The organism is Massilia oculi, assembly GCF_017582745.1.
GTDB classification, from domain to species: domain Bacteria; phylum Pseudomonadota; class Gammaproteobacteria; order Burkholderiales; family Burkholderiaceae_D; genus Telluria; species Telluria oculi_A.
In genome coordinates this window covers 102,344-125,340 of the sequence record NZ_JAFVIM010000002.1, presented here as the reverse complement: position 1 = coordinate 125,340, position 22,997 = coordinate 102,344, and the positions used below count along the sequence as shown (strand labels likewise).

Here is a 22,997-nt window from a genome sequence, read left to right as displayed (position 1 = left end):
CGCCAACCTTACCGCTGCAGCCGCTGCAGCGAGGCCAGGAACTTCTCCGCATTCTGGAAGCCGATCACCCGGCTGTCCGCGATTTCCTTCCCCTGCCCGTCGAACAGGATGATGCCCGGCGGCCCGAACAGGCCGAAGCGCTTGAGCATGGCCTTGTCGTCGGCGTCGTTGGCCGTCACGTCGACCTGCAGCAGCACCGTATCGGCCAGCTTTTGCTGCACGGCCGGGTCGACGAAGGTGAACTTCTCCATCTCCTTGCACGACACGCACCAGTCGGCATAAAAATCGAGCATCACGGTCTTGCCGGCGTTGGCCGCCAGCGCGGCGTCGAGCTGGTCCACGGTCTTGATGCGGCTGAACACGAGCCCGTGGTTCTGCGGCGCGCCGCCCAGGTGCGCCAGCGGCGCCCAGGCGTCGCGCCCGCCGCTGGCGAGGCCCACCAGCTGGGTTGCCCCCAGCACGGCAAAGGCCGCGCCGAAAGCCATCGCCGCCCAATGGCGGGTATGGCGCAGCAGATAGAAACCATACCCGAGCAGCAGCGCGGCCCACAGCAGCATCTGGGCCAGGCCCGGGATCACCGGCGACACCAGCCAGATCGCCATCGCCAGCATCAGCACGCCGAACAGGCGCTTCACCGATTCCATCCACGGCCCCACGCGCGGCAGCAGCGAGCCGGCCGACAGACCCACCAGCAGCAGCGGGATGCTCATCCCCACCGCCATCGAGAACAGCGCCGCGCCGCCGATCAGGACGTCGCGCGTCTGGCTGATGTAGACCAGGGCGCCGGCCAGCGGCGCCGCCACGCAAGGACCCACGATCAGGGCCGAAATGGCGCCCATGACGAACACCCCGGCCAGCTTGCCGCCCTGCTGGCTGTTGGATGCCTGCGTCAAACGGGTCTGCAAGGTGTTAGGCAGTTGTAACTGATAGAAACCGAACATCGACAGCGACATGGCCACGATCAGGGTCGCGAAGGCGCCCAGTACCCAGGGGTTCTGCAGCGCGGCAGCCAGCCCTTCGCCAGCCAGGCCGGCGGCGATGCCCAGCAAGGTGTAGACAATCGCCATGCCCAGCGAATACGCCAGCGACAGCACGAAGCCGCGCGAACGGCTCACGTGCCTGCCCTCGCCCACGATGATCGAGGACAGGATCGGCACCATCGGCAGCACGCAGGGAGTGAACGCCAGGCCCAGGCCGAGCAGGATGAAGGCCGGCACGATGGCCAGCAGGCTGCCGCCGCCGAGGATGCCGGCGATGTTCGACAGGTCCGATGCCGGCGCCGCCGCGCTCGCGGCAGGCGCGCTGTCGGCTATCGGCTGCGAGGACAGCGGGGCCTGCGCTGCGCCGATTCCGATCGGCAGCCCGGACGCGGGCTGGGCGCCGCCGGCGCCCAGATTGACGCTGTGCTCCTGCGGTGGGTAGCACAGGCCGGCGTCGGCGCAGCCCTGGCTGGTGGCGGTCAAGGTGAATGGGCCCGTGCCCTCGACCGGGATGCGGATGGTCAGGGTGCCGGTATGGGTCTCGAGATCCTTTTCGAAGGTCGGGTCGTACTTCACCTTGCCCTGCGGGATCTGCGGCTCGCCCAGCGTGACGCCGGCGCCGCTGGCCTTGAAGGCGAAGCGCTCGCGGTACATGTAGTACGCGGGGGCGATGACGTAGGTGATCTCGGCGGTCTGCGGGTCCGCCATGCGTGCCTCGAACTTGAAGGCGACGGCGGGGTCCAGGAAGTCCTGCTGGGCGCGGGCTGGCGTTGCGGTGAACAGGAAGAAGACGGCGAACAGCGTCAGGCAGGCCTGGAGCAGGCCACGAACGTAGGATCGGTACATGGTGGTCGTTGAGTTGTTACTGCACCGGCATGGTACACCCGGACCTAGTTTCACGCCGGAACTCATTTGGAATAGACGAAAAAAAACCAGGCCAAAGGCCTGGTCTTTCAGTCGTCGGACTACCGATTACTCGGCGGTCGGTGCTTCTTCAGCCGAGGTGACTTCTGGACGGTCCAGCAGTTCGACGTAGGCCATAGGAGCATTGTCGCCAACGCGGAAGCCCATCTTCAGGATACGCAGGTAGCCGCCGTTGCGGTTTGCGTAGCGAGGACCCAGTTCAGCGAACAGCTTCTGGACCATTTCGCGGTCGCGCAGGCGAGCGAAGGCCAGGCGCTTGTTTGCCAGGGTGTCGGTCTTGCCCAGGGTCAGGATCGGTTCGATGACGCGACGCAGTTCCTTGGCTTTCGGGACGGTGGTCTTGATGGCTTCGTGACGCAGCAGCGAAACAGTCATGTTGCGCAGCATTGCCAGACGGTGGGACGAGGTACGGTTCAGTTTACGAAGGCCGTGACGGTGACGCATGGTATTTCCTTTCGGGTGTTTTCAAATCCAGTTCTTCGATCGTTCATGCTCGCGCATGTCCGCGGACCGGTTCAGGGTTAAATCCGCCCAGGCATCATGTCCAGGCGGGGTACGACAAATTACTTCTCGAGGCCGGCTGGTGGCCAGTTTTCCAGCTTCATGCCCAGGGTCAGGCCGCGCGAAGCAAGGACTTCCTTGATTTCATTGAGCGACTTGCGGCCCAGGTTCGGCGTCTTGAGCAGTTCGTTTTCCGAACGCTGGATCAGGTCGCCGATGTAGTAGATGTTTTCTGCTTTCAGGCAGTTGGCCGAACGGACGGTCAGTTCCAGGTCGTCGACCGGACGCAGCAGGATCGGATCGACCAGCGGTGCACGCGATGGCGCTTCGGCGGCGGCTTCGGTGCCTTCCAGGGCGGCGAACACGTTCAGCTGGTCGACCAGCACGCGTGCCGACTGGCGGATCGCTTCTTCAGGCGTGATGACGCCGTTGGTCTCGATGTTGATGATCAGCTTGTCCAGGTCGGTACGCTGCTCGACACGGGCCGATTCCACGGCGTACGACACGCGGCGCACTGGCGAGAACGATGCGTCCAGGATGATGCGGCCGATGGTCTTGTTGGTGTCTTCCGACAGGCGACGGACGTTGCCCGGCACGTAGCCGCGGCCTTTTTCGACCTTGATCTGCATGTCCAGCTTGCCGCCTGCGGTCAGGTGGGCGATGACGTGGTCAGGGTTGATCAGTTCGACGTCGTGCGGCAGGTCGATGTCCGAAGCCAGGACGGCGCCTTCGCCTTCCTTCTTCAGGGTCAGGGTGACGGAATCGCGGTTGTGGACCTTGAAGACCACGCCTTTCAGGTTCAGCAGCAGGTCGACGACATCTTCCTGCACGCCATCCAGCGACGAGTATTCATGCACGACACCAGCGATCGTCACTTCGGTCGGCGCATAGCCCACCATCGACGACAGCAGGACGCGACGCAGTGCGTTGCCGAGGGTGTGGCCGTAACCACGCTCGAACGGCTCCATCACGACTTTCGCGTGGCCGGCGCCCAGTGCTTCGACGTCGATGATACGTGGCTTCAACAAACTATTTTGCATGAATGAGTCCTTTTCAATACCCTCGGCTCGTTACACCGATAAGGCTGATGGCTTTAAAGAGAACGCCTGCGTGAGCAGGCGGTAAAACGAATTCTGTGCGACGGGAGAAGGAGGAATTCTGGAATCAGTGCAAGGCCGACCCGAGGTCGCTGCGCTTGCACTACCACTCCCGTCGTTCCCGCGTAGGCGGGAACCCAAGTTTTTCGACCTAGCCGGCAAACTGGGATCCCCGCCTGCGCGGGGACGACTGCCCAAGAGCCGACTTGCAGTCGGCTCTGTCGCAGTCGATTAACGCGAGTACAGTTCGACGATCAGCGCTTCGTTGACGTCAGCAGCGATTTCGTTACGCTCTGGGAACGAACGGAAGGTGCCTTCCAGCTTCTTCGCGTCGACCGAGACCCAGCTCGGGAAGCCGACTTGCTCAGCCAGCGACAGCGCTTCAGCGATACGCACTTGCTTCTTGGCTTTTTCACGAACAGCGATCACGTCGCCGGTCTTGACCTGGTACGAAGCGATGTTCACGACGTTGCCGTTCACGGTGAAGGCCTTGTGGCTCACCAGCTGGCGTGCTTCGGCGCGGGTCGAGCCGAAGCCCATGCGGTAAGCGACGTTGTCCAGGCGCGATTCCAGCAGCTTCAGCAGGGTTTCGCCGGTGTTGCCCTTGCGACGGTTCGCTTCAGCGAAGTAGCGGCGGAACTGACGTTCCAGCACGCCGTAGATACGCTTGACCTTCTGCTTTTCGCGCAGCTGGTTGCCGTAGTCCGAGGTGCGGGCACCCGACTTGACGCCGTGCTGGCCTGGCTTGACGTCCAGTTTGCACTTCGAATCGAGCGAGCGACGTGCGCTCTTCAGGAACAGGTCGGTGCCTTCACGGCGCGACAGTTTTGCTTTTGGTCCGATATAACGTGCCACGTTAGATTTCCTTTAATATTTGATCACGCCCCAGCGATGCACATGCACCCAGGCGCTAGTCCAGCTCTGCATGAGGCCGGACGTGGCTTACAACATCGCCCGCCATCGAGATGGCAGGCGACAAGAGCCGGGCAGTATAACCCATTTCTGGGCAACTGCACCGGCGATCTCGTAAAACACAACGGGGCTTGCGCCCCGTGCGTCGATATCAATGCGCGGGAGAGCGGCGGACCGCCCTGCCCTGACGCATCAGATACGGCGACGCTTCGGCGGACGGCAGCCGTTGTGTGGAACTGGGGTGACGTCCTGGATCTCGGTGATCTTGATGCCGAGGTTGTTCAGAGCGCGCACAGCCGATTCACGGCCTGGGCCTGGGCCCTTGATACGCACTTCCAGGTTTTTCACGCCCGATTCCTGAGCGACCTTGCCTGCAGCTTCGGCAGCGACCTGAGCCGCGAACGGGGTCGATTTGCGCGAACCCTTGAAGCCGGCGCCGCCGGAGGTTGCCCACGACAGAGCGTTGCCCTGACGGTCGGTGATGGTGATGATCGTGTTGTTGAACGAGGCGTGCACGTGGGCGATGCCCTCGGCAACGTTCTTCTTCACTTTCTTGCGCACGCGTGCTGCTGCTGCGCTGCTTTGTTGCTTGGCCATGGTCGGTTCCTAGATTATTTCTTGAGCGATTGAGCTGCCTTGCGCGGACCTTTACGGGTACGAGCATTGGTGCGGGTACGCTGACCGCGGACCGGCAGGCCCTTACGGTGACGCATGCCGCGGTAGCAACCCAGGTCCATCAGACGCTTGATGTTCATGGACAGTTCGCGGCGCAGGTCGCCTTCCACGACAAACTTGCCGACTTCGTCGCGCAGTTTCTCGAGTTCGTTATCGTCCAGGTCCTTGACCTTCTTGTTGGTCGCGATACCGGTTGCGTCGCAGATCTTCTGCGAACGCGGACGGCCAATACCGTAGATAGCCGTCAGGCCGATAACGGTGTGCTGATGATTTGGGATGTTAACCCCTGCAATACGTGCCATTCGTTATTCCTCGATTAACCTTGACGCTGCTTGTGACGCGGCTCGACGCAGATCACACGGACCACGCCTTTGCGCTTGATGATCTTGCAGTTGCGGCAAATCCGCTTGACTGAAGCGTTAACTTTCATTTTGCACTCTCTTCGGTTCGTTTACTTGATGATGTTTTTACTTGGTGCGGAACACGATGCGGGCCCGGGACAGGTCATACGGGGTCAACTCCACCGTCACCTTGTCACCCGGGAGGATGCGGATATAGTTCATCCGCATTTTACCCGAGATATGCCCCAGGACCACATGTCCGTTTTCCAGCTTCACGCGGAACGTCGCGTTTGGGAGATTCTCGAGGATCTCCCCCTGCATTTGGATGACGTCGTCTTTTGCCATTCGCTCTATGCACTCCCCCGCTTATCGCGTAGGAACTCCACCCTTGAAGTTAGCCTTACGCAGCAGGGAATCATATTGCTGCGACATGACGTAGTTCTGCACTTGTGCCATGAAGTCCATCGTCACCACCACGATGATCAGGAGCGACGTGCCACCGAAGTAGAAGGGAACCTTCCACTGGGCGGTCATGAACTCCGGCACCAGGCACACCAGGGTGATATAGACTGCACCGGCCAGGGTCAGGCGCATCAGGATCTTGTCGATATAGCGTGCGGTTTGCTCGCCCGGACGGATGCCCGGAACAAACGCGCCGCTCTTCTTCAAGTTGTCCGCCGTTTCCTTGCTGTTGAATACCAGCGCGGTGTAGAAGAAGCAGAAGAACACGATCGCCACCGCATACAGCAACGCGTGGATTGGCTCGCCTGGCGCCATCGACGCCGCCAGATCCTTCAGGAACCCGATCACGGGGCCGGACGAATCCTTGCCGCGCGTGAACCAGTCGACGATCGTCGCCGGGAACAGAATGATCGACGATGCGAAGATCGGCGGGATCACGCCTGCCATGTTCAGCTTCAAGGGCAGGTGGCTGGTTTGGCCACCGTAGATCTTGTTGCCGACCTGACGTTTCGCGTAATTGACCAGGATCTTGCGCTGTCCGCGTTCCACGAACACCACCGCATACGTCACCGCAGCCACCAGGACCACGATCAGGATGGCCGAGAAGCTGCCGATCGAGCCGTTCGAGACCAGGGTGAACAAGCCGCCCAGGGCCGAAGGCAGACCTGCTGCGATACCGGCAAAGATGATGATCGAAATGCCGTTGCCAAGACCACGCTCGGTGATCTGCTCGCCCAGCCACATGAGGAACATGGTGCCGGTCAGGAGGGTAACGACGGTCACGAAGCGGAAGCCGAGGCCAGGGTCGATGACCAGGCCAGGCTGCGCCTCGAGCGCGACTGCGATGCCGAACGCCTGGAACAGAGCCAGCGCAACCGTGAAGTAACGGGTGTACTGGGTGATCTTGCGGCGGCCGGCCTCGCCCTCTTTCTTCAACGCCTCGAGTTGCGGCGAGACGATCGATGCAAGCTGCATGATGATCGAAGCCGAAATGTAAGGCATGATGCCGAGCGCGAACACGGTAAAGCGGGACAAGGCGCCACCCGAGAACATGTTGAACATGCCCAGGATGCCGCCCTCGTTCTGCTTGAACAGCGCAGCGAGCTGCACCGGGTCAATCCCGGGAACCGGGATATGAGCACCGATGCGGTACACGACCAATGCGCCAAGCAAAAACCACAGCCGGCCCCAGGGGAATCCGGAAGCGGCGCTTTTACCAAGTTGTGAATTAGTCGCCAATTTTTGCTCCGATCAGGCAGCGGCCGCTTTACGCGACCGAGCCGCCAGCTGCTTCGATCGCTGCTTTCGCGCCAGCGGTCGCTTTCAGGCCCTTGAGGTTCACCGCCTTGGTGATCTCGCCGGACAGGATGACGCGCACATCGCGTGCCACGACCGGCAGGATGCCTGCCTGCTTGAGCACCAGGATGTCGACGTCGCCGACAGCCAGGTTGTTCAGGTCGGACAGACGAACTTCAGCCTTGAAGGTCGCGTTCAGCGATTTGAAGCCGCGCTTCGGCAGACGGCGCTGCAGAGGCATCTGACCGCCTTCGAAGCCGACTTTGTGGAAGCCGCCCGAACGCGATTTCTGACCCTTGTGACCACGGCCGGCGGTCTTGCCCAGGCCGGAGCCGATGCCGCGACCGACGCGACGCTTGGCGTGTTTCGCGCCTTCGGCTGGTTGAATGGTATTGAGTTCCATTGATTTCTCCGTTCGCAAGCCCGAGGGCTTACGAAACAACTTTCACGAGGTACGCGACTTTGTTGATCATGCCACGCACGGCTGGGGTGTCTTGCAGCTCGGAGACCGAGTTGACGCGACGCAGGCCCAGGCCACGCACGGTAGCGCGGTGGTCTTGACGGGTACCGATCAGGCCCTTGACGAGCTGAACTTTAACGGTGTTTGCCATGTGAGTTCTCCTTAACCGACGATGTCTTCGACCGACTTGCCGCGCTTGGCAGCGATGTCAGCCGCGGTGCTCATCTTCGACAGGCCGTCGAGGGTTGCGCGCACCAGGTTGTAAGGATTCGACGAACCGGTCGACTTGGCGACCACGTCGGTCACGCCCATCACTTCGAAGATAGCGCGCATTGCGCCACCAGCGATCACGCCGGTACCAGGTTTCGCTGGCATCATCATGACGCGCGAGGCGCCGTGACGACCGGACACGGTGTGATGCAGGGTGCCGTTCTTGAGCGGGACCTTGATCAGGTTGCGGCGGGCTTCTTCCATCGCTTTTTGCACGCCGACAGGAACTTCCTTCGACTTGCCCTTGCCCATGCCGATGCGGCCATCGCCGTCACCGACAACGGTCAGCGCTGCAAAACCCATGATACGACCACCCTTGACCACTTTGGTCACGCGGTTGATCGCGATCATTTTTTCGCGCATGCCATCATCCGGCTTGTCGCTTGCCATTTTCGCTTGCATTTTTGCCATGACGATTCTTCCTTAGAACTTCAGACCGGCTTCACGCGCGGCTTCCGCCAGCGCCTTCACACGGCCGTGGTAACGGAAACCCGAGCGATCGAACGCAACTTCGGTGATTCCTGCTTTCAGTGCTTTTTCTGCGACGCGCTTGCCGACCAGGGCGGCTGCAGCAGCGTTGCCGCCGGCGCCGGTCTTGCCAGCCAGTTCGGCGCGCACTTCCGCTTCCAGGGTCGAAGCCGACACCAGTACTTTTGCGTCCGGGCTGATCAGGTTCGCATAGATGTGCAGGTTGGTGCGGTGAACCGACAGGCGGTTCACGCCCAGCTGGGCGATCTTGATGCGGGTTTGACGTCCACGACGCAGACGCGATTCTTTCTTGTCCATCGTCAGCTCCGATTATTTCTTCTTGGTTTCTTTAAGCTTCACCACTTCGTCCGAATAACGGACGCCCTTGCCCTTGTAAGGCTCAGGAGCGCGGTAAGCGCGAACTTCGGCGGCAACCTGGCCAACCTTCTGGCGATCGATACCCTTGATCACGATTTCGGTTGGGGTCGGGGTCACAGCGGTGACGCCTTCAGGCATCGCGTGCAGGACCGGGTGCGAGAAGCCCAGCGACAGGTTCAGGGCGTTGCCCTGCACTGCTGCCTTGTAGCCCACGCCGACCAGGTTCAGCTTCTTCTCGAAGCCCTTGGTGACGCCGACGACCATGTTGTTGACCAGGGCGCGCAGGGTGCCCGACATGGCGTTCGATTCACGCGACTCGTCGATCACGTCGAAGGTCAGCGTGCCATTGTTGTTTTCCACTTTGACCAGGCCGTTCAGGGCTTGGGTCAGGGTGCCCAGCGGGCCCTTGACGGTGATCGACGACGCGTTGATCGCGACTTCGGCACCGGCAGGGACGGCGATTGGCATCTTAGCTACTCGAGACATCGTCTACTCCTTAAGCCACGTAGCAAATCACTTCGCCACCGACGCCGGTAGCACGTGCTTTGCGGTCAGTCATGACGCCTTGCGGGGTCGAGACGATAGCCACGCCCAGGCCGTTCATGACGGTTGGGATCTCGTCCTTGCCCTTGTAGATACGCAGGCCTGGACGGGAAACGCGCTCGAGGCGCTCGATGACCGGACGGCCGGTGTAATACTTCAAACCGATTTTCAGTTCCGCTTTGCCGCCTTCGGACGACACTGCGAAATCTTCAATGTAACCCTCGTCCTTCAGGACGTTGGCAATGGCAACCTTGACTTTCGACGACGGCATTGCGACCGAGGTTTTCTGAACAACTTGTGCGTTGCGAATGCGGGTCAGCATATCGGCGATAGGATCGCTCATACTCATTGCTTATTCTCCTATTACCAGCTAGCTTTGGTCATACCCGGAATTTCGCCCTTCATGGCGAATTCGCGGAGTTTGGTACGGGCCAGACCGAATTTACGGAAAGTGCCACGTGGACGGCCGGTCATGGCGCAGCGGTTACGCTGGCGGGTCGGGGCCGAGTTGCGCGGCAGAGCCTGCAGCTTCAGGCGCGCTTCGTAACGTTCTTCTTCCGACTTCGACTGGTCGTCGATGATTGCTTTCAGAGCGGCACGCTTCGCGGCGAATTTCTCCACCAGGTCTGCACGCTTCTGTTCGCGGTTAATCAGTGCAAGTTTTGCCATGCTCTTAGTTCCTGAACGGGAATTTGAAGGCGGCGAGCAGCGCTTTGGCTTCTTCGTCGGTCTTAGCAGTCGTGGTGATCGAGATGTTCATGCCACGCAGCGCATCGATCTTGTCGTAGTCGATCTCTGGGAAGATGATCTGCTCTTTGACACCGATGTTGTAGTTGCCACGGCCGTCGAACGATTTGCCGCTCACGCCACGGAAGTCACGCACGCGCGGCAGGGCCACGGTGATGAAACGGTCCAGGAATTCGTACATGCGGGCGCCGCGCAGGGTCACCATCGTGCCGATCGGGTAGCCTTCGCGGATCTTGAAACCTGCGATTGCCTTGCGAGCCTTGGTCACGACTGGCTTCTGGCCAGCGATCTTGGTCAGGTCGCCGGTAGCGTGCTCGATGATCTTCTTGTCGGCGACTGCTTCCGACAGACCCATGTTCAGGGTGATCTTGGTCAGGCGCGGCACTTCCATCACCGACTTGTAGCCGAATTTCTCGGTCAGTTCGGCGACGACTTTGTCTTTGTAAATTGCTTGGAGACGGGCCATTTCTTATTACCCTTTCACTACTTCGCCGTTCGACTTGAAGACGCGGACTTTCTTGCCGTCCTGGTCTTTGAAGCCAACGCGATCTGCCTTGCCGGTCGCAGCGTTGAACAGCGCGACGTTCGACACGTGAATCGGCATAGTCTTGTCGACGATACCACCAGTAACACCGGTCATCGGGTTCGGCTTGGTCGCTTTCTTAGCGACGTTGACGCCTTCGACGATGACGTGTTCAGCGTCTACACGCTTCTGAACGACGCCACGCTTGCCCTTGTCCTTACCGGTCAGAACGATGACTTCGTCGTTTTTACGAATCTTATCCATGTCGCGTATCCTTACAGAACTTCAGGTGCCAGGGACACGATCTTCATGAACTTCTCGGTACGCAGCTCGCGCGTCACCGGTCCGAAGATACGGGTACCGATCGGCTCCAGCTTGGCGTTCAGCAGGACGGCGGCATTGCCGTCGAACTTGACCAGGGAACCATCCTGGCGGCGCACACCCTTGGCGGTACGCACAACCACGGCATTGTAAATTTCACCCTTTTTGACGCGGCCACGTGGGGCAGCGACTTTCACGGTGACCTTGATGATGTCGCCAATGCTCGCGTAACGGCGCTTCGAGCCGCCCAACACCTTGATGCACAGAACTTCCTTGGCACCGGTGTTGTCGGCTACTTCGAGCCGGCTTTCGGTTTGAATCATAGTATTTTCTTTCCCAACTTAAGCCGTAGAAAACCCCACGGAAACCCATGGGCCTGCGGTCAGTCTTGGTCCCGCCGTGCCGCCCCTGCTGGAGCACCACGATTGGGTGATTGGACTTTCCAATAACGCATTCGTTACAGGCCGCACTTGCCGAGGGGACAAACTGCGGCAACACATGAACGAAGCCCGCTAGTATCTCAGATACCAGCGGGCCACGCAAGACAAATTTTCTAGATACTTACAGTACCTGTGCGACTTGCAACACTTTGGTCACAGTCCACGCTTTCGTCTTCGAGATCGGGCGACCTTCTGCGATCTCGACGGTGTCACCGATTTTCGCTTCGTTCGCTTCGTCGTGCGCGTGATACTTGTTCGAGCGCACGATGATCTTGCCGTACAGCGGGTGCTTGACGTGACGTTCGATCAGCACGGTCACCGTCTTGTCCATTTTGTCGGACACGACTTTGCCGACCAGCGTACGCTTCAGCGCCGTTTTAGTGGTGTCGTTCATTTGGCTTCCTTCGTGTTCATCACAGTCTTCACACGCGCGATATCGCGACGTACTTTCTTGAGCTGCGCGGTGTTACCGAGCTGCTGGGTAGCGACTTGCATGCGCAGACCGAACTGGGCCTTCAGCAGCTCGTTCAGCTCCTTCTGCAGCGCTTCCTGGTCTTTGCCGCGGAGTTCCGATGCTTTCATATTCAACTCCTGTTATTGGCCAACTTGGCGCACCACGAAGGTGGTAGCCAGTGGCAGTTTGGCAGCGGCCAGGCGGAACGCTTCGCGCGCCAGTTCTTCAGCGACGCCGTCCATCTCGTACAGGACTTTGCCTGGCTGGATTTCAGCGACGTAGTACTCTGGGTTACCCTTACCGTTACCCATACGGACTTCGGCCGGCTTGTTCGAAATCGGCTTGTCCGGGAAGATACGGATCCAGATACGACCGCCACGCTTGATGTGACGGGTCATGGCACGACGAGCCGCTTCGATCTGGCGTGCGGTGATACGGCCGCGGGCAACTGCCTTCAGGCCGAATTCGCCGAACGACACAGCGGTGCCGCGGGTGTGCGAAATGCCGGTGTTACGGCCTTTCTGCTCTTTACGATATTTCCTGCGCGATGGCTGCAGCATGCTTATTCTCCTGCTTTCTCAGCTGCCGGCTTGGCAGCGGCGCGGCGGCCCGCTGGAGCGGCACCTGGCTTCGCGCCTGGACGTGGACGGCTGCCTGGCTTGCCGTCGTCACGACGTGGGCCGCGTGGCTTCTTCTCGTCCGGCGGGGTGTCGATCACAGGTGCTTCGCCCGTTGGGGAGCGGTCGCCCTTGTAGACCCAGACCTTGACGCCGATGATGCCGTAGGTGGTCGATGCTTCGCTGGTGCCGTAGTCGATATCGGCGCGCAGGGTGTGCAGAGGCACACGGCCTTCGCGGTACCATTCGGTACGTGCGATTTCGATGCCGTTCAGGCGGCCCGACGACATGATCTTGATGCCGACGGCGCCCAGGCGCATTGCGTTCTGCATTGCGCGCTTCATGGCGCGGCGGAACATGATGCGCTTTTCGAGCTGCTGCGAGATCGAATCGGCGATCAGCTGCGAATCGATTTCCGGCTTGCGGATCTCTTCGATATTGACGTGCACAGGCACGCCCATGATCTTCGTCAGCGACGACTTCAGCACTTCGATGTCTTCGCCTTTTTTACCGATCACGACGCCAGGACGCGACGAGTAAATGGTGAAGCGTGCGTTCTTGGCAGGACGCTCGATGACGATGCGGCCGACCGAAGCGTTCTTCAGCTTCTTTTTCAGGAAAGCGCGAGCTTCCAGGTCTTCCTTCAGCATGTCGGCGAAATTGCCGTTGCCAGCGTACCAGCGCGATGCCCAGTTACGGGTGACCGCCAGGCGGAAGCCGGTTGGGTGGATTTTCTGACCCATCGTGTGACTCCTTAGTTACCGACAGTCACGTAGATGTGACAGGATTGTTTCGAAATGCGATCACCGCGGCCTTTTGCACGAGCAGTAAAGCGCTTCAGGATCGGGCCCTTTTCGACGTAGATCTGGGTGACTTTCAGCTCGTCGATGTCCGCGCCATCGTTGTGTTCCGCGTTGGCGATCGCCGACTCGAGAACCTTCTTGATGATGGTCGCGCCCTTTTTCGGGCTGAACTGCAGAATGTTGAGTGCTGCGTCAACTTTCTTGCCACGGATCAGGTCGGCGACCAGGCGGCCTTTTTGTTCCGACAGGCGCACGCCTTTGAGGATTGCTTTAGTTTCCATTATCGTTTCGCCTTCTTGTCAGCGGCGTGGCCCTTGAACGTACGGGTCAGCGCGAATTCGCCGAGCTTGTGGCCGACCATGTTCTCCGACACGTACACAGGCACGTGCACCTTGCCGTTGTGGACGGCGATCGTCAGACCGATGAAGTCCGGGGTGATCGTCGAGCGGCGCGACCAGGTTTTGACTGGCTTCTTGTCTTTGCTCGCTTGCGCGGCTTCGACCTTCTTCACCAGGTGGGCGTCAATGAACGGCCCTTTTTTCAATGAACGAGTCATGATTTATCCTTATTTCTTGCCGCGGCGCGAGACGATCATCGACGAAGTGCGCTTGTTCGAACGCGTCTTCTTGCCCTTGGTCTGCTGGCCCCATGGCGACACTGGATGACGACCAGCTGCCGTACGACCTTCACCACCACCGTGCGGGTGATCGATCGGGTTCATGACCACACCGCGGACGGTAGGACGAACACCGCGCCAGCGCATCGCGCCAGCCTTACCGATCTTGCGCAGGCTGTGTTCGGCGTTGCCGACTTCACCCACGGTTGCACGGCACTCGATGTGCACGCGACGGACTTCACCCGAGCGCAGGCGAACCTGGGCGTAGGTGCCTTCACGGGCCATCAGCACGACGCCGGCGCCGGCGGTACGGGCCATCTGGGCACCCTTACCTGGCAGCATTTCGACGCAGTTCATCACGGTACCGACCGGGATGTTGCGGATTGGCAGGCAGTTACCGGCCTTGATCGGCGCTTCCGAGCCGTTCATGACGGTGTCACCGACCGACAGACCCTTGGTGGCGATGATGTACTGACGCTCGCCGTCCGCGTAGCACAGCAGTGCGATGTGCGCGGTACGGTTCGGGTCGTATTCGATACGCTCGACCTTGGCAGGAATGCCGTCCTTCTGGCGCTTGAAGTCGACCAGACGGTAGTGCTGCTTGTGACCACCGCCCTTGTGACGGGTGGTGATGTGACCGTTGTTGTTACGGCCGGCAGTTTTCGATTTCTTTTCAACCAGGGCTGCGAGCGGACGGCCTTTGTACAGGCCTTCGGTCACAACTTTCACCATGCCGCGACGGCCTGGGGAGGTTGGCTTCATCTTAACGAGTGCCATTATTTAGCCTCCTCGACAAAATTGATTTCCTGGCCTGGCTTCAGGCACACGAAAGCACGCTTGGTGTGGTTGCGACGGCCGGTGAAACGACCCGAACGCTTTTGCTTGCCTTCGCGGTTCACGGTTTGCACCGATTCCACTTCGACCTTGAACAGCAGTTCGACGGCAGCCTTGATTTCTGGCTTGGTCGCGTCAGGCAGGACCTTGAACACGATCTGCTCGTTCTTTTCCGCGACGAAGGTAGCCTTCTCGGAAATGATCGGAGCCAGCAGCACCTTCATCAGGCGCTCTTCGCTGAATTTGATTGCGGCGCTCATGCGTACATCTCCTCGATCTTGGCCAGAGCAGCTTTCGTGACCAGGACTTTTTTGTAGAACACCAGCGACATCGGATCAGCGTGCTTCGGCTCGACGACCAGCACGTGCGGCAGGTTGCGCGATGCCAGGTCGAGGTTCTCATCGATGGTGTCGGTGATCACCAGGACCGAATCCAGGCCCATGGTCTGCAGTTTTTGCGACAGCAGCTTGGTCTTTGGAGCTTCGATCGACAGGTTCTCGACCACGTTCAGGCGGCCTTCGCGAGCCAGTTGCGAGAAGATCGAGCAGATACCTGCACGGAACATCTTCTTGTTAACTTTGTGCGAGAAGTTCTCGTCCGGGGTGTTCGGGAAGATACGACCACCGCCGCGCCACAGTGGCGACGACGACATACCAGCACGAGCGCGGCCGGTGCCTTTCTGGCGCCATGGCTTCTTGGTCGTGTGGTGGACTTCTTCACGGTCCTTCTGCTTGCGGTTGCCGCTACGTGCGTTGGCAGCGTAGGCGACGACGATCTGGTGGATCAGGGCTTCGTTGTATTCACGACCGAACACTTCGTCGGTTGCTGCAACGTTGGCGCCAGCTTGACCTTGCTCATTCAGGAGCTTCAGTTCCATGCTTACGCTCCTTTCTTGGCTTTGGTTTTGACAGCAGGCTTGACGACCACTTGGCCGTTCTTCGCGCCAGGAACGGCACCTTTGACCAGCAGCAGCTGGCGGTCGGCGTCGATGCGAGCGATTTCCAGGTTCTGGGTGGTGACGGTAACGTCGCCCAGGTGACCGGTCATGCGCTTGCCTGGGAACACGCGGCCTGGATCCTGGGCCATACCGATCGAGCCAGGAACATTGTGCGAACGCGAGTTACCGTGGGTAGCACGGCCCGAAGCGAAGTTGTAACGCTTGATGGTACCAGCGTAGCCCTTACCGATCGAGGTGCCTTGCACGTCGATTTTCTGGCCCACTTCGAACATCGAAGCATCGATGGTGTCGCCGGCTTTGAGTTCAGCGGCTTTGGTGGAATCGATGCGGAATTCTTTCAGCATCGTACCGGCTTCGACGCCAGCTTTGGCGTAGTGACCGGCGGCGGCCTTGGTCACGCGGGAAGCGCGACGTTGACCGAAGACGACCTGAACTGCGGTGTAGCCATCAGTTTCAGGGGTTTTGACTTGTGCGACACGGTTGTTCGACACGTCCAGCACGGTGACAGGGATCGAATCGCCGTCATCCGTGAAGATACGCATCATGCCAACCTTGCGACCGAGGAGGCCCAGGCTCATTTTTTCTCCATTCCCACCTACGATTGGGCGGGGGTAGTTGAACTACTAAAAAATACGGGTCAAAAAAGACAGACCCATACCGAAGCCGGCTAGTATAGCGCGCAAAAGGCTTCGGCGCAACAGGAAAAATCGGAGTCGAGACCGGCCTGTTGCGCTTTTCGCAGTAACTGGAGAAAGAAGAATCCGCTCTAGCTGAGCGGCACAGAAAAGGCACACCGCTGCGCCTTTTCTCTACAGGCTACGACCATTGCTGGGAGCCTGCGATCTGGAAGTCTGGTGGGCGGTGCAGGATTCGAACCTGCGACCCCTTGGATGTCGACCAAGTATTCTAACCAACTGAACTAACCGCCCGGGGAGCCGAATTATAAGTGCCCGGCTTAAAGTTTTGCAATAGCTTTTTTCGCGTGCTCGTCAATTTCCTGCGGGGCCGGCGACGGCACTGTCCGGGCCGCTCAAGGAAATCGCGGGTTGAAGATGCTGGCGTGAAATGCTATTGTACAAATGTTTTTCGAGGGACGGCCGCGTCGCGCGCACCTGGCGCACGTGATTTCCGGCATCCATGCCGGCGCTGCCCTCCCTCCTCCGCCTGGCGGTTCCCCGACGTGTCGATCGCGCATTCAACTAGAAGAGAGCGCAGGTCCCTGTCCCGCCTTTCTCCGGCCCGCGCGCCTCCCCGGCGAGCAACGTGGGCCCAGACCCGGTCCGCCACCCAACCCATGGCTCATGGGCGGACGCATCGCTGCAAAGGATGAAGAATGACTGTCATTGAAACACGCCACTGGCCGCGCCAGCTCGATCCCTCACGCCTGGTCCTGGCCACCGACCTGGATGGCACGCTGCTGGCCGGCACCCACGAGGCGCGGCGCCGCATCCGCGAACTGTTTTCCGGCGCCCTGCCGGAGGCGAAACTGGTGTTCGTCACCGGCCGCGGCCTGGAAACTGTCATTCCCCTGCTGTCCGACCCAACGGTGCCGCGCCCCCACTACATCATCGCCGACGTCGGCGCCACCATCGTCGACGCCGACCTGCGTCCGGTCGAGCCGCTGGCGCACGAGATCGCGGCGCGCTGGCCGGGCAGCCAGGCGGTATTGAAAGCGCTGGCCGACTTCCCGGACCTGGTGCGCCAGTCGGTGCCGCAGGAGCGCCGCGTCTCCTTCTACGCCACCGAGGAGGCCCTGACGCCTGAGCTCCGGAATGCCGTCGACGCCCTCGGCTGCGATCTGCTGTTCTCGGCCGGCCGCTACCTGGACGTGCTGCCGCGCGGCGTCGGCAAGGGCGTGGCGGTGCGGCGCCTGGCGGAAGTGGCCGGCTTCGATCCGGCCCATATCGTGGTGGCCGGCGACACCCTGAACGACCTGTCGATGTTCGAGGCGGGTTTCCGCGGCGTGGTGGTCGGCGCCGCCGAACCGGCGCTGGTGCAGGCGGTGCGCAAGATGCCGCGCGTGGTGGTGGCCGACGCCGCCGGCTGCGGCGGCATCCTGCAGGCCTTCGGCCGCCACGGCCTGGTCCTGGACGGCAGCGACGCGCCGATCGACGCTACCTCTTACGGCGAGGCCGAGCTGGTCATGGTCTACCACCGCCTGCCCTACGACGAAGTGATCGAAGGCGGCGTGACGTACCAGCGCCGCCCGAAAAGCCCGAACGGCATCATGCCGACCCTGCTCAGCTTTTTCGCGGGCGGGCGCAAGGGTTCGTGGGTCGCCTGGTCGCAGCAGGCCAGCCGCACGCCCACCGGCTTCATCCCGCACGTCGCCGTCGATGCGCAGCGCTACCCGCAGCTCAAGGCCGCCCGGATTCCCCTGACGGCGGACGACATCGACCAGTTCTACAAGAAGTTCTCGAAAGAGGCGTTCTGGCCGATCATCTTCTCCTTCCCCGATAAGGCCGAATTCCGCCAAGACCACTGGGAACGCTTCCTGGAGGTGAACCGCCTGTTCGCCGAGCAGACCGCGCGCGAGGCGGCGCCCGGCGCCACCGCCTGGATCCACGACTACAACCTGTGGATGGTGCCGGCCTTCCTGCGCCCGCTGCGGCCCGACCTGACGATCGCCTTCTTCCACCACACCGCCTTCCCCTCCAGCGACGTGTTCAACATCCTGCCGTGGCGGAACGACATCATCGGCAGCCTGCTGCAGTGCGACTACGTGGGCTTCCACATCCCGCGCTACGTCGAGAACTTCGTCGACGCCGCGCGCTCCTGCGCGCCGGTCGAGGTACTGGACGCCGTTCCGTGCGCGCCGCGCTACCTGACCTTCGGCTGCGCCCTGGGCGTGGACCGCATGCACACCGCGCTCGAAGTGGGGGGACGCCGGGTCACGCTGGGCGCCCATCCGGTGGGCACCAACGCCGGCCTGATCGAAGACCTGGTCAGGAGCGACGAGGTCCAGCGCCAGATCGTCGAATGGGACGAGTACCTGGACGGCCGCACCGGCATCATCTCGATCGAGCGCCTCGACTACGTGAAGGGATCGCTGGAAAAGCTGCAAGCCTACGAGCGCATGCTCGAACAGCATCCCGAACTGCTGGGCAAGGTCATGCTCATCAACATCATCACGCCGGCGGCATCCGGCATGGAGATCTACGACAGCCTGCGCGAAGAGCTGGACCGCACCGTGGGCCGCATCAATGGCCGCTTCTCGACCCTGGACTGGGTGCCGGTGCGCTACTTCTACCGCTCGCTGCCGTTCGAGGAAGTCGTGGCCCATTACGCCGCCTGCGACGTCGCCTGGATCACGCCGCTGCGCGACGGCCTGAACCTGGTGGCGAAGGAATACGTGGCCACCCGCCACGCCGCCGGCCGTCCCGGCACGCTGGTGCTGTCCGAATTCGCCGGCGCCGCCGTCGAGCTGCACGGCGCGCTGCTGGTGAACCCGTATGACAGGAACGCGATGAGCGCGACCCTGTACCACGCGCTCACCATGGGCGCCGACGAAGTGGCCTACCGCTCCGGACGCATGGCGGCGATCGTGAACGACCGCGACGTGGCGCGCTGGGGCGACGACTTCCTGGCCGCGCTGGCGGCCCTGCCGGCATCCGGCCCGGATGACGGGCAGGAAGAGCGCTCCGCCGCCTGAAGTTTTAACATTGATTGAAAGGGAAATACCACCGTGATGGAATACGTCATCCTCAAGAATCCGGTCGCCGACTGGCTGGTGGCGCTGGTCGTGGTCGCGGCCGTGGCGGCGGGCCTCGACGCCGTCAAATCGATCCTGGCGCGGCGCCTCGCGGCGCTGGCGGCGCGCACCGACGCCAAATGGGACGACATCGCGGTCGCCGCGCTGCGTTCGACCAAGCTGCTGGTGCTGGTCATCGTCGGCATCTACGCCGGCGCCAGCTTCCTGGCGCTGCCGGACAAGGCGCAGCTGTTCATCGGCCGCGTCACCATCACCGCGGTGCTGTTCCAGGTCGCGATCTGGGGCGACCGCGCGCTGCGCGCCTGGCTGGTGGCGACGCGCGCCCAGCGCAACGAAGACCCGGACCGCATCACATCCTCGGCCGCCATCACCTTCCTGGTGCGGGTGGCGCTGTGGGCGGTGGTGGCCCTGATGGTGCTGGACAACCTGGGCGTGAACATCACCACCCTGGTGGCCAGCCTGGGCATCGGCGGTATCGCCATCGCGCTGGCGGTGCAGAGCATCCTGGGCGACCTGTTCGCCTCGCTCTCCATCGTGCTCGACAAGCCTTTCGTGGTGGGCGACTTCATCATCGTCGACAAGATGCTGGGCACGGTCGAGAAGATCGGCCTCAAGACCACCCGCGTGCGCAGCCTCTCCGGCGAGCAGATCGTGTTCTCCAATAACGACCTGCTCAAGAGCCGCATCCAGAACCTGCGCCGCATGGAATCGCGCCGCGTCGTGTTCCAGTTCGGGGTGTCGCACCTGACGCCGGCCAGCCTGCTGCGCGGCTTGCCGGAGATGGTCCAGGAGATCGTCGCGGCCCAGCCGCAGGTGCGCTTCGACCGCGCCCACCTGGCCGGCATCGCGGCGCCGGTGTTCAACTACGAGGTGGTGTACTACGTCGACAACACCGACTACACCGTCTACATGAACGTGCAGCAGGAGATCTACCTGAGCATCCTCGCCGGGCTCGAGGAGCGCGGCGTGTCGCTGGCCCTGCCCGTGCAGCTGGTGCGGCTGGCGCGCGAGCTGCCGGAGGCGGCACCGGCCGCGCCCCTGCACGATGCTGCCCCCGCGGCCGCCAAAGCCGCCTGACCGCAGGGACTGTTCACAAGCCCGCGCAGACGGGCTACCATGGACGCCATGGAAACCAATCTTCTCGACGCCGTGCGCCGCTATGCAGACGTTCATGCTGACCAGGACGGCGTCGCGCGCACGCCGATCCCGGGCTTGATTGCGATCCGCTCCGCCACGCGCACGGAGTTGAGCTACCAGATCCAGCGTCCGCTGGCCTGCCTGGTCCTGCAAGGGAGCAAGCATGTCGTCATGGGCGAGCAATCCTTCACCTTCACGGCGGGCGACTCGCTGCTGGTGATGGCCGACGTCCCGATGCACAGCCAGGTAACGCGGGCGAGCGCCGCCGCTCCCTACTATTCACTGGTGCTGGACCTCGACTTCGCCGTGCTCGCCGAGCTGGCGACCGAGATGGCGGCGCTCGGGGAAGCAGGGCATCTTCCGGTGGGAATTGCGACGACCGACAGCCACGTTGCCGACACCGCGCTGCGCATGCTGCGCCTGGTCGACCAGCCCGCGTCGCTGTCCTTGCTGCAAGGAGCAATGATCCGCGAGTTCCATTACTGGCTGCTCGCCGGGCGCCACGGCGCGGCAATCCGGCGCCTGGGGCAACCCGACAGCCACGTGCGACGCATCGCGCGCGCGGTCGCGCTTCTGCGCTCCGACTATGTCAGTCGCCTGCCCGTGGAGCGGCTCGCGGCGGAGGCCAGGATGAGTCCCTCGTCCTTCCACCAGCACTTCCGCGCAGTGACCTCGCTCACGCCGCTGCAATTCCAGAAGCAGCTGCGCCTGATCGAAGCGCGCCGCCTGATGCTGGCCGAAGGCGCCAACGCCGGCCACGCCGCCCACGCCGTCGGTTACGAGAGCGTACACCAGTTCACCCGCGAATACGGACGCATGTTCGGGCGGCCGCCCGTGCGCGACATGCATGCCGCGCACGACCGTCTCGACGCCGCCTGAACCCGGACTCAGATCAGGTAACCGCCCGACACCTCGATCCGCTGTGCATTGATCCAGCGATGGTCTTCGCCCAGCAGTGCGGCGATCATCGGCCCGATATCGTCCGGCATGCCGACCCTGCCCAGGGCGGTGGAGGTCCGGAACTCGCCATGCAGATCAGGCGTGTCGCGCACGGCGCCGCCCAGGAAATCGGTCTCGATCGCCCCCGGCGCGACCGTGTTGACGGCAATACCCCGTCCACCCAGCTCCTTCGCCATGTAGACGCTCAACACTTCGACCGCGCCCTTGACCGCCGCATACGCGCTGAAACCCGGATAGGACATACGGGTCAGGCCCGACGACAGGTTGACGATGCGTCCGCCGTCGGCCAGCAGCGGCAGCAGCGCCTGGGTCAGGAAGAACACGCCCTTGAAGTGGACGTCCACCAGGCGGTCGAACTGGGCGTGGGTGGTATCCTCGATCAGCGCCGCGTCGCCGTGGCCTGCATTGTTGACCAGGTGGTCGAAGCTGTCGCGGCCCCAGGTTTGCTTCAGCGCGGCGCGCAGGTGCTCGACGAACAGCGGGAAACCGTCGACGTCGCCCACGTCGAGCCGCAGCGCCAGCGCCTGGCGGCCCATGGCGCGGATCTGGTCGACCACGGCCTGGGCGTCCTGCTCGCGGCTTTGATAAGTGATGACGACGTCGCCGCCCTTCTTCGCGATGTGCAGCGCGGTGTTGCGGCCCAGGCCGCGGCTGGCGCCGGTGACGAGTGCGATCTTGTTCATGCTGTGCTCCTTCAGGTGGGGTGGAAGAGCACCCAGTATCGGGTCGGCGCATGCTCTCCCGTTGCCGGAAGCTGGTTCGTTTTTGCCTGATCCTCCAAATCCCGAATGTGACATTCGCGGGGCCTCCGCAGGGCGTAAGTACGTACATACCTCTATGAAAAATGTTGAAATTCGCGCGGCCCAGCCCCATGTACAATTGATCAATTACCGCCTATATTGGCGGGTGCAATCCCGATGGCGGCAGGTATATCGCCGTCCATTTCATCCCTCAACGGAAAAGGAGTTCGCATGGCAATCAGTCTGCAAAAAGGTGGCAACGTCAACCTGAGCAAGGAAGCACCGGGCCTCTCCAAGGTCATCATCGGCCTGGGCTGGGATCCCCGCTCGACCGACGGTTCCGCCTTCGACCTGGACGGCAGCGCCTTCCTGCTGAAGGCCGACGCCAAAGTCCGCGGCGACACCGACTTCATCTTCTACAACAACCTGAAATCGAGCGACGGCTCGGTGATCCACGCCGGCGACAACACCACCGGCCAGGGCGATGGCGACGACGAAAAGCTGACGGTCGACCTGGCGCGCGTGCCGGCCGACATCGACAAGATCTCGTTCTGCGTCACCATCCACGACGCCGATGCGCGCCGCCAGAACTTCGGCCAGGTGGGCAAGGCCTATATCCGCTGCCTGAACGCCGCCGGCGAAGCCGAGATCGCACGCTATGACCTGTCCGAGGACAGCTCGACCGAAACCGCGATGATCTTCGGTGAGCTGTACCGCGCCGGCAGCGAATGGAAGTTCCGCGCCGTCGGCCAGGGCTTCAAGGGCGGCCTCGGTCCGCTGGCACGCTCGTTCGGCGTCAACGTCTAAGAGTTTCACAGGGAGCTTCCC

34 protein-coding genes and 1 tRNA gene are annotated in these 22,997 nt (G+C 61.9%); 4 read left to right on the top strand and 31 right to left on the bottom strand.

What is annotated here, in order from left to right; all coding sequences use genetic code 11:
- Window positions 1-8: 8 nt before the first annotated feature.
- The 30 genes from dsbD to J3U95_RS02585 all read right to left on the bottom strand — a co-directional run bounded on the left by dsbD (window position 9) and on the right by J3U95_RS02585 (window position 16,549).
- On the bottom strand, window positions 9-1,826 hold the full coding sequence (dsbD, locus tag J3U95_RS02730; RefSeq protein WP_208277143.1) for a protein-disulfide reductase DsbD: 1,818 nt from the start codon (window positions 1,824-1,826) through the stop codon (window positions 9-11).
- A gap of 126 nt (window positions 1,827-1,952) precedes the next feature.
- Window positions 1,953-2,348 (bottom strand): 50S ribosomal protein L17, encoded by a 396-nt coding sequence (gene rplQ, locus J3U95_RS02725; protein ID WP_005663400.1) that lies wholly within the window; start codon window positions 2,346-2,348, stop codon window positions 1,953-1,955.
- 119 nt (window positions 2,349-2,467) lie between these two features.
- Window positions 2,468-3,445, bottom strand: a complete 978-nt coding sequence (locus J3U95_RS02720; protein ID WP_005663401.1) for a DNA-directed RNA polymerase subunit alpha — start codon at window positions 3,443-3,445, stop codon at window positions 2,468-2,470.
- Between the two features lie 288 nt (window positions 3,446-3,733).
- Window positions 3,734-4,357: a 30S ribosomal protein S4 gene (gene rpsD, locus J3U95_RS02715; RefSeq protein ID WP_005663403.1), complete on the bottom strand. Its 624-nt coding sequence runs from the start codon at window positions 4,355-4,357 to the stop codon at window positions 3,734-3,736.
- Window positions 4,358-4,606: 249 nt separating this feature from the next.
- Window positions 4,607-5,011 (bottom strand): 30S ribosomal protein S11, encoded by a 405-nt coding sequence (gene rpsK, locus J3U95_RS02710; protein ID WP_005663404.1) that lies wholly within the window; start codon window positions 5,009-5,011, stop codon window positions 4,607-4,609.
- A 14-nt stretch (window positions 5,012-5,025) separates the two neighbouring features.
- The gene (gene rpsM, locus J3U95_RS02705) at window positions 5,026-5,391 is read right to left on the bottom strand and encodes a 30S ribosomal protein S13 (protein WP_005663405.1); all 366 of its coding nucleotides are present in this window, start codon (window positions 5,389-5,391) and stop codon (window positions 5,026-5,028) included.
- Between the two features lie 14 nt (window positions 5,392-5,405).
- A complete protein-coding gene (gene rpmJ / locus J3U95_RS02700; RefSeq protein WP_005663407.1) occupies window positions 5,406-5,519 on the bottom strand; it encodes a 50S ribosomal protein L36 in 114 nt (37 codons plus the stop codon).
- 37 nt (window positions 5,520-5,556) lie between these two features.
- Window positions 5,557-5,775: a translation initiation factor IF-1 gene (infA, locus tag J3U95_RS02695; RefSeq protein ID WP_005663428.1), complete on the bottom strand. Its 219-nt coding sequence runs from the start codon at window positions 5,773-5,775 to the stop codon at window positions 5,557-5,559.
- 21 nt (window positions 5,776-5,796) lie between these two features.
- Window positions 5,797-7,131 (bottom strand): preprotein translocase subunit SecY, encoded by a 1,335-nt coding sequence (gene secY, locus J3U95_RS02690; RefSeq protein ID WP_005663430.1) that lies wholly within the window; start codon window positions 7,129-7,131, stop codon window positions 5,797-5,799.
- Between the two features lie 28 nt (window positions 7,132-7,159).
- Window positions 7,160-7,591: a 50S ribosomal protein L15 gene (gene rplO / locus J3U95_RS02685; protein WP_005663434.1), complete on the bottom strand. Its 432-nt coding sequence runs from the start codon at window positions 7,589-7,591 to the stop codon at window positions 7,160-7,162.
- 28 nt (window positions 7,592-7,619) lie between these two features.
- Window positions 7,620-7,799 (bottom strand): 50S ribosomal protein L30, encoded by a 180-nt coding sequence (gene rpmD, locus J3U95_RS02680; protein WP_005663436.1) that lies wholly within the window; start codon window positions 7,797-7,799, stop codon window positions 7,620-7,622.
- A gap of 11 nt (window positions 7,800-7,810) precedes the next feature.
- Window positions 7,811-8,329 carry a 30S ribosomal protein S5 gene (rpsE, locus tag J3U95_RS02675; RefSeq protein ID WP_005663437.1) on the bottom strand — a complete coding sequence of 173 codons (519 nt, stop codon included), beginning with the start codon at window positions 8,327-8,329 and terminating at the stop codon, window positions 7,811-7,813.
- A gap of 12 nt (window positions 8,330-8,341) precedes the next feature.
- Complete coding sequence (rplR, locus tag J3U95_RS02670) at window positions 8,342-8,704, bottom strand: 50S ribosomal protein L18 (protein ID WP_109345400.1); 363 nt, start codon at window positions 8,702-8,704, stop codon at window positions 8,342-8,344.
- A 12-nt stretch (window positions 8,705-8,716) separates the two neighbouring features.
- The gene (rplF, locus tag J3U95_RS02665; protein ID WP_109345401.1) at window positions 8,717-9,250 is read right to left on the bottom strand and encodes a 50S ribosomal protein L6; all 534 of its coding nucleotides are present in this window, start codon (window positions 9,248-9,250) and stop codon (window positions 8,717-8,719) included.
- A 10-nt stretch (window positions 9,251-9,260) separates the two neighbouring features.
- Complete coding sequence (gene rpsH, locus J3U95_RS02660) at window positions 9,261-9,656, bottom strand: 30S ribosomal protein S8 (protein ID WP_005663442.1); 396 nt, start codon at window positions 9,654-9,656, stop codon at window positions 9,261-9,263.
- Between the two features lie 14 nt (window positions 9,657-9,670).
- Window positions 9,671-9,976, bottom strand: coding sequence for a 30S ribosomal protein S14 (rpsN, locus tag J3U95_RS02655; RefSeq protein ID WP_005663444.1), 306 nt, complete (start codon window positions 9,974-9,976; stop codon window positions 9,671-9,673).
- A 4-nt stretch (window positions 9,977-9,980) separates the two neighbouring features.
- Window positions 9,981-10,520, bottom strand: coding sequence for a 50S ribosomal protein L5 (rplE, locus tag J3U95_RS02650; RefSeq protein WP_005663447.1), 540 nt, complete (start codon window positions 10,518-10,520; stop codon window positions 9,981-9,983).
- Window positions 10,521-10,526: 6 nt separating this feature from the next.
- Entirely contained in the window at window positions 10,527-10,841 is a 315-nt protein-coding gene (gene rplX / locus J3U95_RS02645) for a 50S ribosomal protein L24 (protein ID WP_005663448.1), read from the bottom strand.
- 11 nt (window positions 10,842-10,852) lie between these two features.
- Window positions 10,853-11,221: a 50S ribosomal protein L14 gene (gene rplN / locus J3U95_RS02640; RefSeq protein WP_005663451.1), complete on the bottom strand. Its 369-nt coding sequence runs from the start codon at window positions 11,219-11,221 to the stop codon at window positions 10,853-10,855.
- Window positions 11,222-11,459: 238 nt separating this feature from the next.
- Window positions 11,460-11,732, bottom strand: a complete 273-nt coding sequence (rpsQ, locus tag J3U95_RS02635) for a 30S ribosomal protein S17 (protein WP_005663453.1) — start codon at window positions 11,730-11,732, stop codon at window positions 11,460-11,462.
- Entirely contained in the window at window positions 11,729-11,920 is a 192-nt protein-coding gene (gene rpmC, locus J3U95_RS02630) for a 50S ribosomal protein L29 (RefSeq protein WP_109345402.1), read from the bottom strand. Before rpmC ends, rpsQ begins: the two co-directional genes overlap by 4 nt.
- Before the next feature lie 12 nt (window positions 11,921-11,932).
- Window positions 11,933-12,352, bottom strand: a complete 420-nt coding sequence (rplP, locus tag J3U95_RS02625; RefSeq protein ID WP_005663456.1) for a 50S ribosomal protein L16 — start codon at window positions 12,350-12,352, stop codon at window positions 11,933-11,935.
- Between the two features lie 2 nt (window positions 12,353-12,354).
- Window positions 12,355-13,152, bottom strand: coding sequence for a 30S ribosomal protein S3 (gene rpsC / locus J3U95_RS02620; RefSeq protein WP_005663458.1), 798 nt, complete (start codon window positions 13,150-13,152; stop codon window positions 12,355-12,357).
- Between the two features lie 11 nt (window positions 13,153-13,163).
- Window positions 13,164-13,496, bottom strand: coding sequence for a 50S ribosomal protein L22 (gene rplV, locus J3U95_RS02615; RefSeq protein WP_174348348.1), 333 nt, complete (start codon window positions 13,494-13,496; stop codon window positions 13,164-13,166).
- A complete protein-coding gene (gene rpsS, locus J3U95_RS02610) occupies window positions 13,493-13,768 on the bottom strand; it encodes a 30S ribosomal protein S19 (RefSeq protein WP_109345404.1) in 276 nt (91 codons plus the stop codon). Before rpsS ends, rplV begins: the two co-directional genes overlap by 4 nt.
- A gap of 9 nt (window positions 13,769-13,777) precedes the next feature.
- Window positions 13,778-14,605 carry a 50S ribosomal protein L2 gene (gene rplB / locus J3U95_RS02605; RefSeq protein WP_071360721.1) on the bottom strand — a complete coding sequence of 276 codons (828 nt, stop codon included), beginning with the start codon at window positions 14,603-14,605 and terminating at the stop codon, window positions 13,778-13,780.
- Window positions 14,605-14,922: a 50S ribosomal protein L23 gene (gene rplW / locus J3U95_RS02600; protein WP_005663466.1), complete on the bottom strand. Its 318-nt coding sequence runs from the start codon at window positions 14,920-14,922 to the stop codon at window positions 14,605-14,607. The genes rplB and rplW overlap by 1 nt, the downstream gene beginning before the upstream one ends.
- On the bottom strand, window positions 14,919-15,539 hold the full coding sequence (rplD, locus tag J3U95_RS02595; protein ID WP_208277142.1) for a 50S ribosomal protein L4: 621 nt from the start codon (window positions 15,537-15,539) through the stop codon (window positions 14,919-14,921). Before rplD ends, rplW begins: the two co-directional genes overlap by 4 nt.
- A gap of 2 nt (window positions 15,540-15,541) precedes the next feature.
- Entirely contained in the window at window positions 15,542-16,198 is a 657-nt protein-coding gene (gene rplC / locus J3U95_RS02590; protein WP_208277141.1) for a 50S ribosomal protein L3, read from the bottom strand.
- A gap of 274 nt (window positions 16,199-16,472) precedes the next feature.
- Window positions 16,473-16,549 (bottom strand) — tRNA-Val (locus J3U95_RS02585).
- Between the two features lie 404 nt (window positions 16,550-16,953).
- Here J3U95_RS02585 and ggpS point away from each other — a divergent pair.
- Genes ggpS through J3U95_RS02570 form a run of 3 tightly spaced genes read left to right on the top strand, consistent with a single transcriptional unit; the run spans window position 16,954 to window position 21,348 of the window.
- Window positions 16,954-19,272, top strand: a complete 2,319-nt coding sequence (ggpS, locus tag J3U95_RS02580; protein ID WP_208277140.1) for a glucosylglycerol-phosphate synthase — start codon at window positions 16,954-16,956, stop codon at window positions 19,270-19,272.
- A gap of 36 nt (window positions 19,273-19,308) precedes the next feature.
- Entirely contained in the window at window positions 19,309-20,409 is a 1,101-nt protein-coding gene (locus J3U95_RS02575) for a mechanosensitive ion channel family protein (RefSeq protein WP_208277392.1), read from the top strand.
- Window positions 20,410-20,457: 48 nt separating this feature from the next.
- Window positions 20,458-21,348: an AraC family transcriptional regulator gene (locus tag J3U95_RS02570; RefSeq protein ID WP_208277139.1), complete on the top strand. Its 891-nt coding sequence runs from the start codon at window positions 20,458-20,460 to the stop codon at window positions 21,346-21,348.
- A gap of 8 nt (window positions 21,349-21,356) precedes the next feature.
- On the opposite strand, the gene J3U95_RS02565 is transcribed toward J3U95_RS02570, so the two are convergent.
- The gene (locus tag J3U95_RS02565; RefSeq protein ID WP_208277138.1) at window positions 21,357-22,112 is read right to left on the bottom strand and encodes an SDR family NAD(P)-dependent oxidoreductase; all 756 of its coding nucleotides are present in this window, start codon (window positions 22,110-22,112) and stop codon (window positions 21,357-21,359) included.
- Window positions 22,113-22,400: 288 nt separating this feature from the next.
- Here J3U95_RS02565 and J3U95_RS02560 point away from each other — a divergent pair, with 288 nt between their 5' ends.
- The gene (locus J3U95_RS02560) at window positions 22,401-22,976 is read left to right on the top strand and encodes a TerD family protein (protein WP_208277137.1); all 576 of its coding nucleotides are present in this window, start codon (window positions 22,401-22,403) and stop codon (window positions 22,974-22,976) included.
- The last annotated feature ends 21 nt before the right edge of the window (window positions 22,977-22,997 follow it).

Bases quoted from the DNA above. Each gene is read 5' to 3' on its own strand.
- rplO (WP_005663434.1), bottom strand. From the start codon at position 7,591: ATGGAACTCAATACCATTCAACCAGCCGAAGGCGCGAAACACGCCAAG.
- rpsM (WP_005663405.1), bottom strand. From the start codon at position 5,391: ATGGCACGTATTGCAGGGGTTAACATCCCAAATCATCAGCACACCGTT.
- rplQ (WP_005663400.1), bottom strand. From the start codon at position 2,348: ATGCGTCACCGTCACGGCCTTCGTAAACTGAACCGTACCTCGTCCCAC.
- rplD (WP_208277142.1), bottom strand. From the start codon at position 15,539: ATGGAACTGAAGCTCCTGAATGAGCAAGGTCAAGCTGGCGCCAACGTT.
- rplF (WP_109345401.1), bottom strand. From the start codon at position 9,250: ATGTCTCGAGTAGCTAAGATGCCAATCGCCGTCCCTGCCGGTGCCGAA.
- J3U95_RS02575 (WP_208277392.1), top strand. From the start codon at position 19,309: ATGGAATACGTCATCCTCAAGAATCCGGTCGCCGACTGGCTGGTGGCG.
- rpmD (WP_005663436.1), bottom strand. From the start codon at position 7,799: ATGGCAAACACCGTTAAAGTTCAGCTCGTCAAGGGCCTGATCGGTACC.
- rpmJ (WP_005663407.1), bottom strand. From the start codon at position 5,519: ATGAAAGTTAACGCTTCAGTCAAGCGGATTTGCCGCAACTGCAAGATC.
- rpsC (WP_005663458.1), bottom strand. From the start codon at position 13,152: ATGGGTCAGAAAATCCACCCAACCGGCTTCCGCCTGGCGGTCACCCGT.
- rplB (WP_071360721.1), bottom strand. From the start codon at position 14,605: ATGGCACTCGTTAAGATGAAGCCAACCTCCCCAGGCCGTCGCGGCATG.
- rplW (WP_005663466.1), bottom strand. From the start codon at position 14,922: ATGAGCGCCGCAATCAAATTCAGCGAAGAGCGCCTGATGAAGGTGCTG.
- J3U95_RS02570 (WP_208277139.1), top strand. From the start codon at position 20,458: ATGGAAACCAATCTTCTCGACGCCGTGCGCCGCTATGCAGACGTTCAT.
- rpsN (WP_005663444.1), bottom strand. From the start codon at position 9,976: ATGGCAAAACTTGCACTGATTAACCGCGAACAGAAGCGTGCAGACCTG.
- rplP (WP_005663456.1), bottom strand. From the start codon at position 12,352: ATGCTGCAGCCATCGCGCAGGAAATATCGTAAAGAGCAGAAAGGCCGT.
- rpsH (WP_005663442.1), bottom strand. From the start codon at position 9,656: ATGAGTATGAGCGATCCTATCGCCGATATGCTGACCCGCATTCGCAAC.
- rpsK (WP_005663404.1), bottom strand. From the start codon at position 5,011: ATGGCCAAGCAACAAAGCAGCGCAGCAGCAGCACGCGTGCGCAAGAAA.
- rplN (WP_005663451.1), bottom strand. From the start codon at position 11,221: ATGATTCAAACCGAAAGCCGGCTCGAAGTAGCCGACAACACCGGTGCC.
- rplE (WP_005663447.1), bottom strand. From the start codon at position 10,520: ATGGCCCGTCTCCAAGCAATTTACAAAGACAAAGTCGTCGCCGAACTG.
- rpsS (WP_109345404.1), bottom strand. From the start codon at position 13,768: ATGACTCGTTCATTGAAAAAAGGGCCGTTCATTGACGCCCACCTGGTG.
- rpmC (WP_109345402.1), bottom strand. From the start codon at position 11,920: ATGAAAGCATCGGAACTCCGCGGCAAAGACCAGGAAGCGCTGCAGAAG.
- J3U95_RS02560 (WP_208277137.1), top strand. From the start codon at position 22,401: ATGGCAATCAGTCTGCAAAAAGGTGGCAACGTCAACCTGAGCAAGGAA.
- rpsE (WP_005663437.1), bottom strand. From the start codon at position 8,329: ATGGCAAAAATGCAAGCGAAAATGGCAAGCGACAAGCCGGATGATGGC.
- ggpS (WP_208277140.1), top strand. From the start codon at position 16,954: ATGACTGTCATTGAAACACGCCACTGGCCGCGCCAGCTCGATCCCTCA.
- dsbD (WP_208277143.1), bottom strand. From the start codon at position 1,826: ATGTACCGATCCTACGTTCGTGGCCTGCTCCAGGCCTGCCTGACGCTG.
- rplC (WP_208277141.1), bottom strand. From the start codon at position 16,198: ATGAGCCTGGGCCTCCTCGGTCGCAAGGTTGGCATGATGCGTATCTTC.
- rpsQ (WP_005663453.1), bottom strand. From the start codon at position 11,732: ATGAACGACACCACTAAAACGGCGCTGAAGCGTACGCTGGTCGGCAAA.
- infA (WP_005663428.1), bottom strand. From the start codon at position 5,775: ATGGCAAAAGACGACGTCATCCAAATGCAGGGGGAGATCCTCGAGAAT.
- rplR (WP_109345400.1), bottom strand. From the start codon at position 8,704: ATGGACAAGAAAGAATCGCGTCTGCGTCGTGGACGTCAAACCCGCATC.
- J3U95_RS02720 (WP_005663401.1), bottom strand. From the start codon at position 3,445: ATGCAAAATAGTTTGTTGAAGCCACGTATCATCGACGTCGAAGCACTG.
- J3U95_RS02565 (WP_208277138.1), bottom strand. From the start codon at position 22,112: ATGAACAAGATCGCACTCGTCACCGGCGCCAGCCGCGGCCTGGGCCGC.
- rplX (WP_005663448.1), bottom strand. From the start codon at position 10,841: ATGGATAAGATTCGTAAAAACGACGAAGTCATCGTTCTGACCGGTAAG.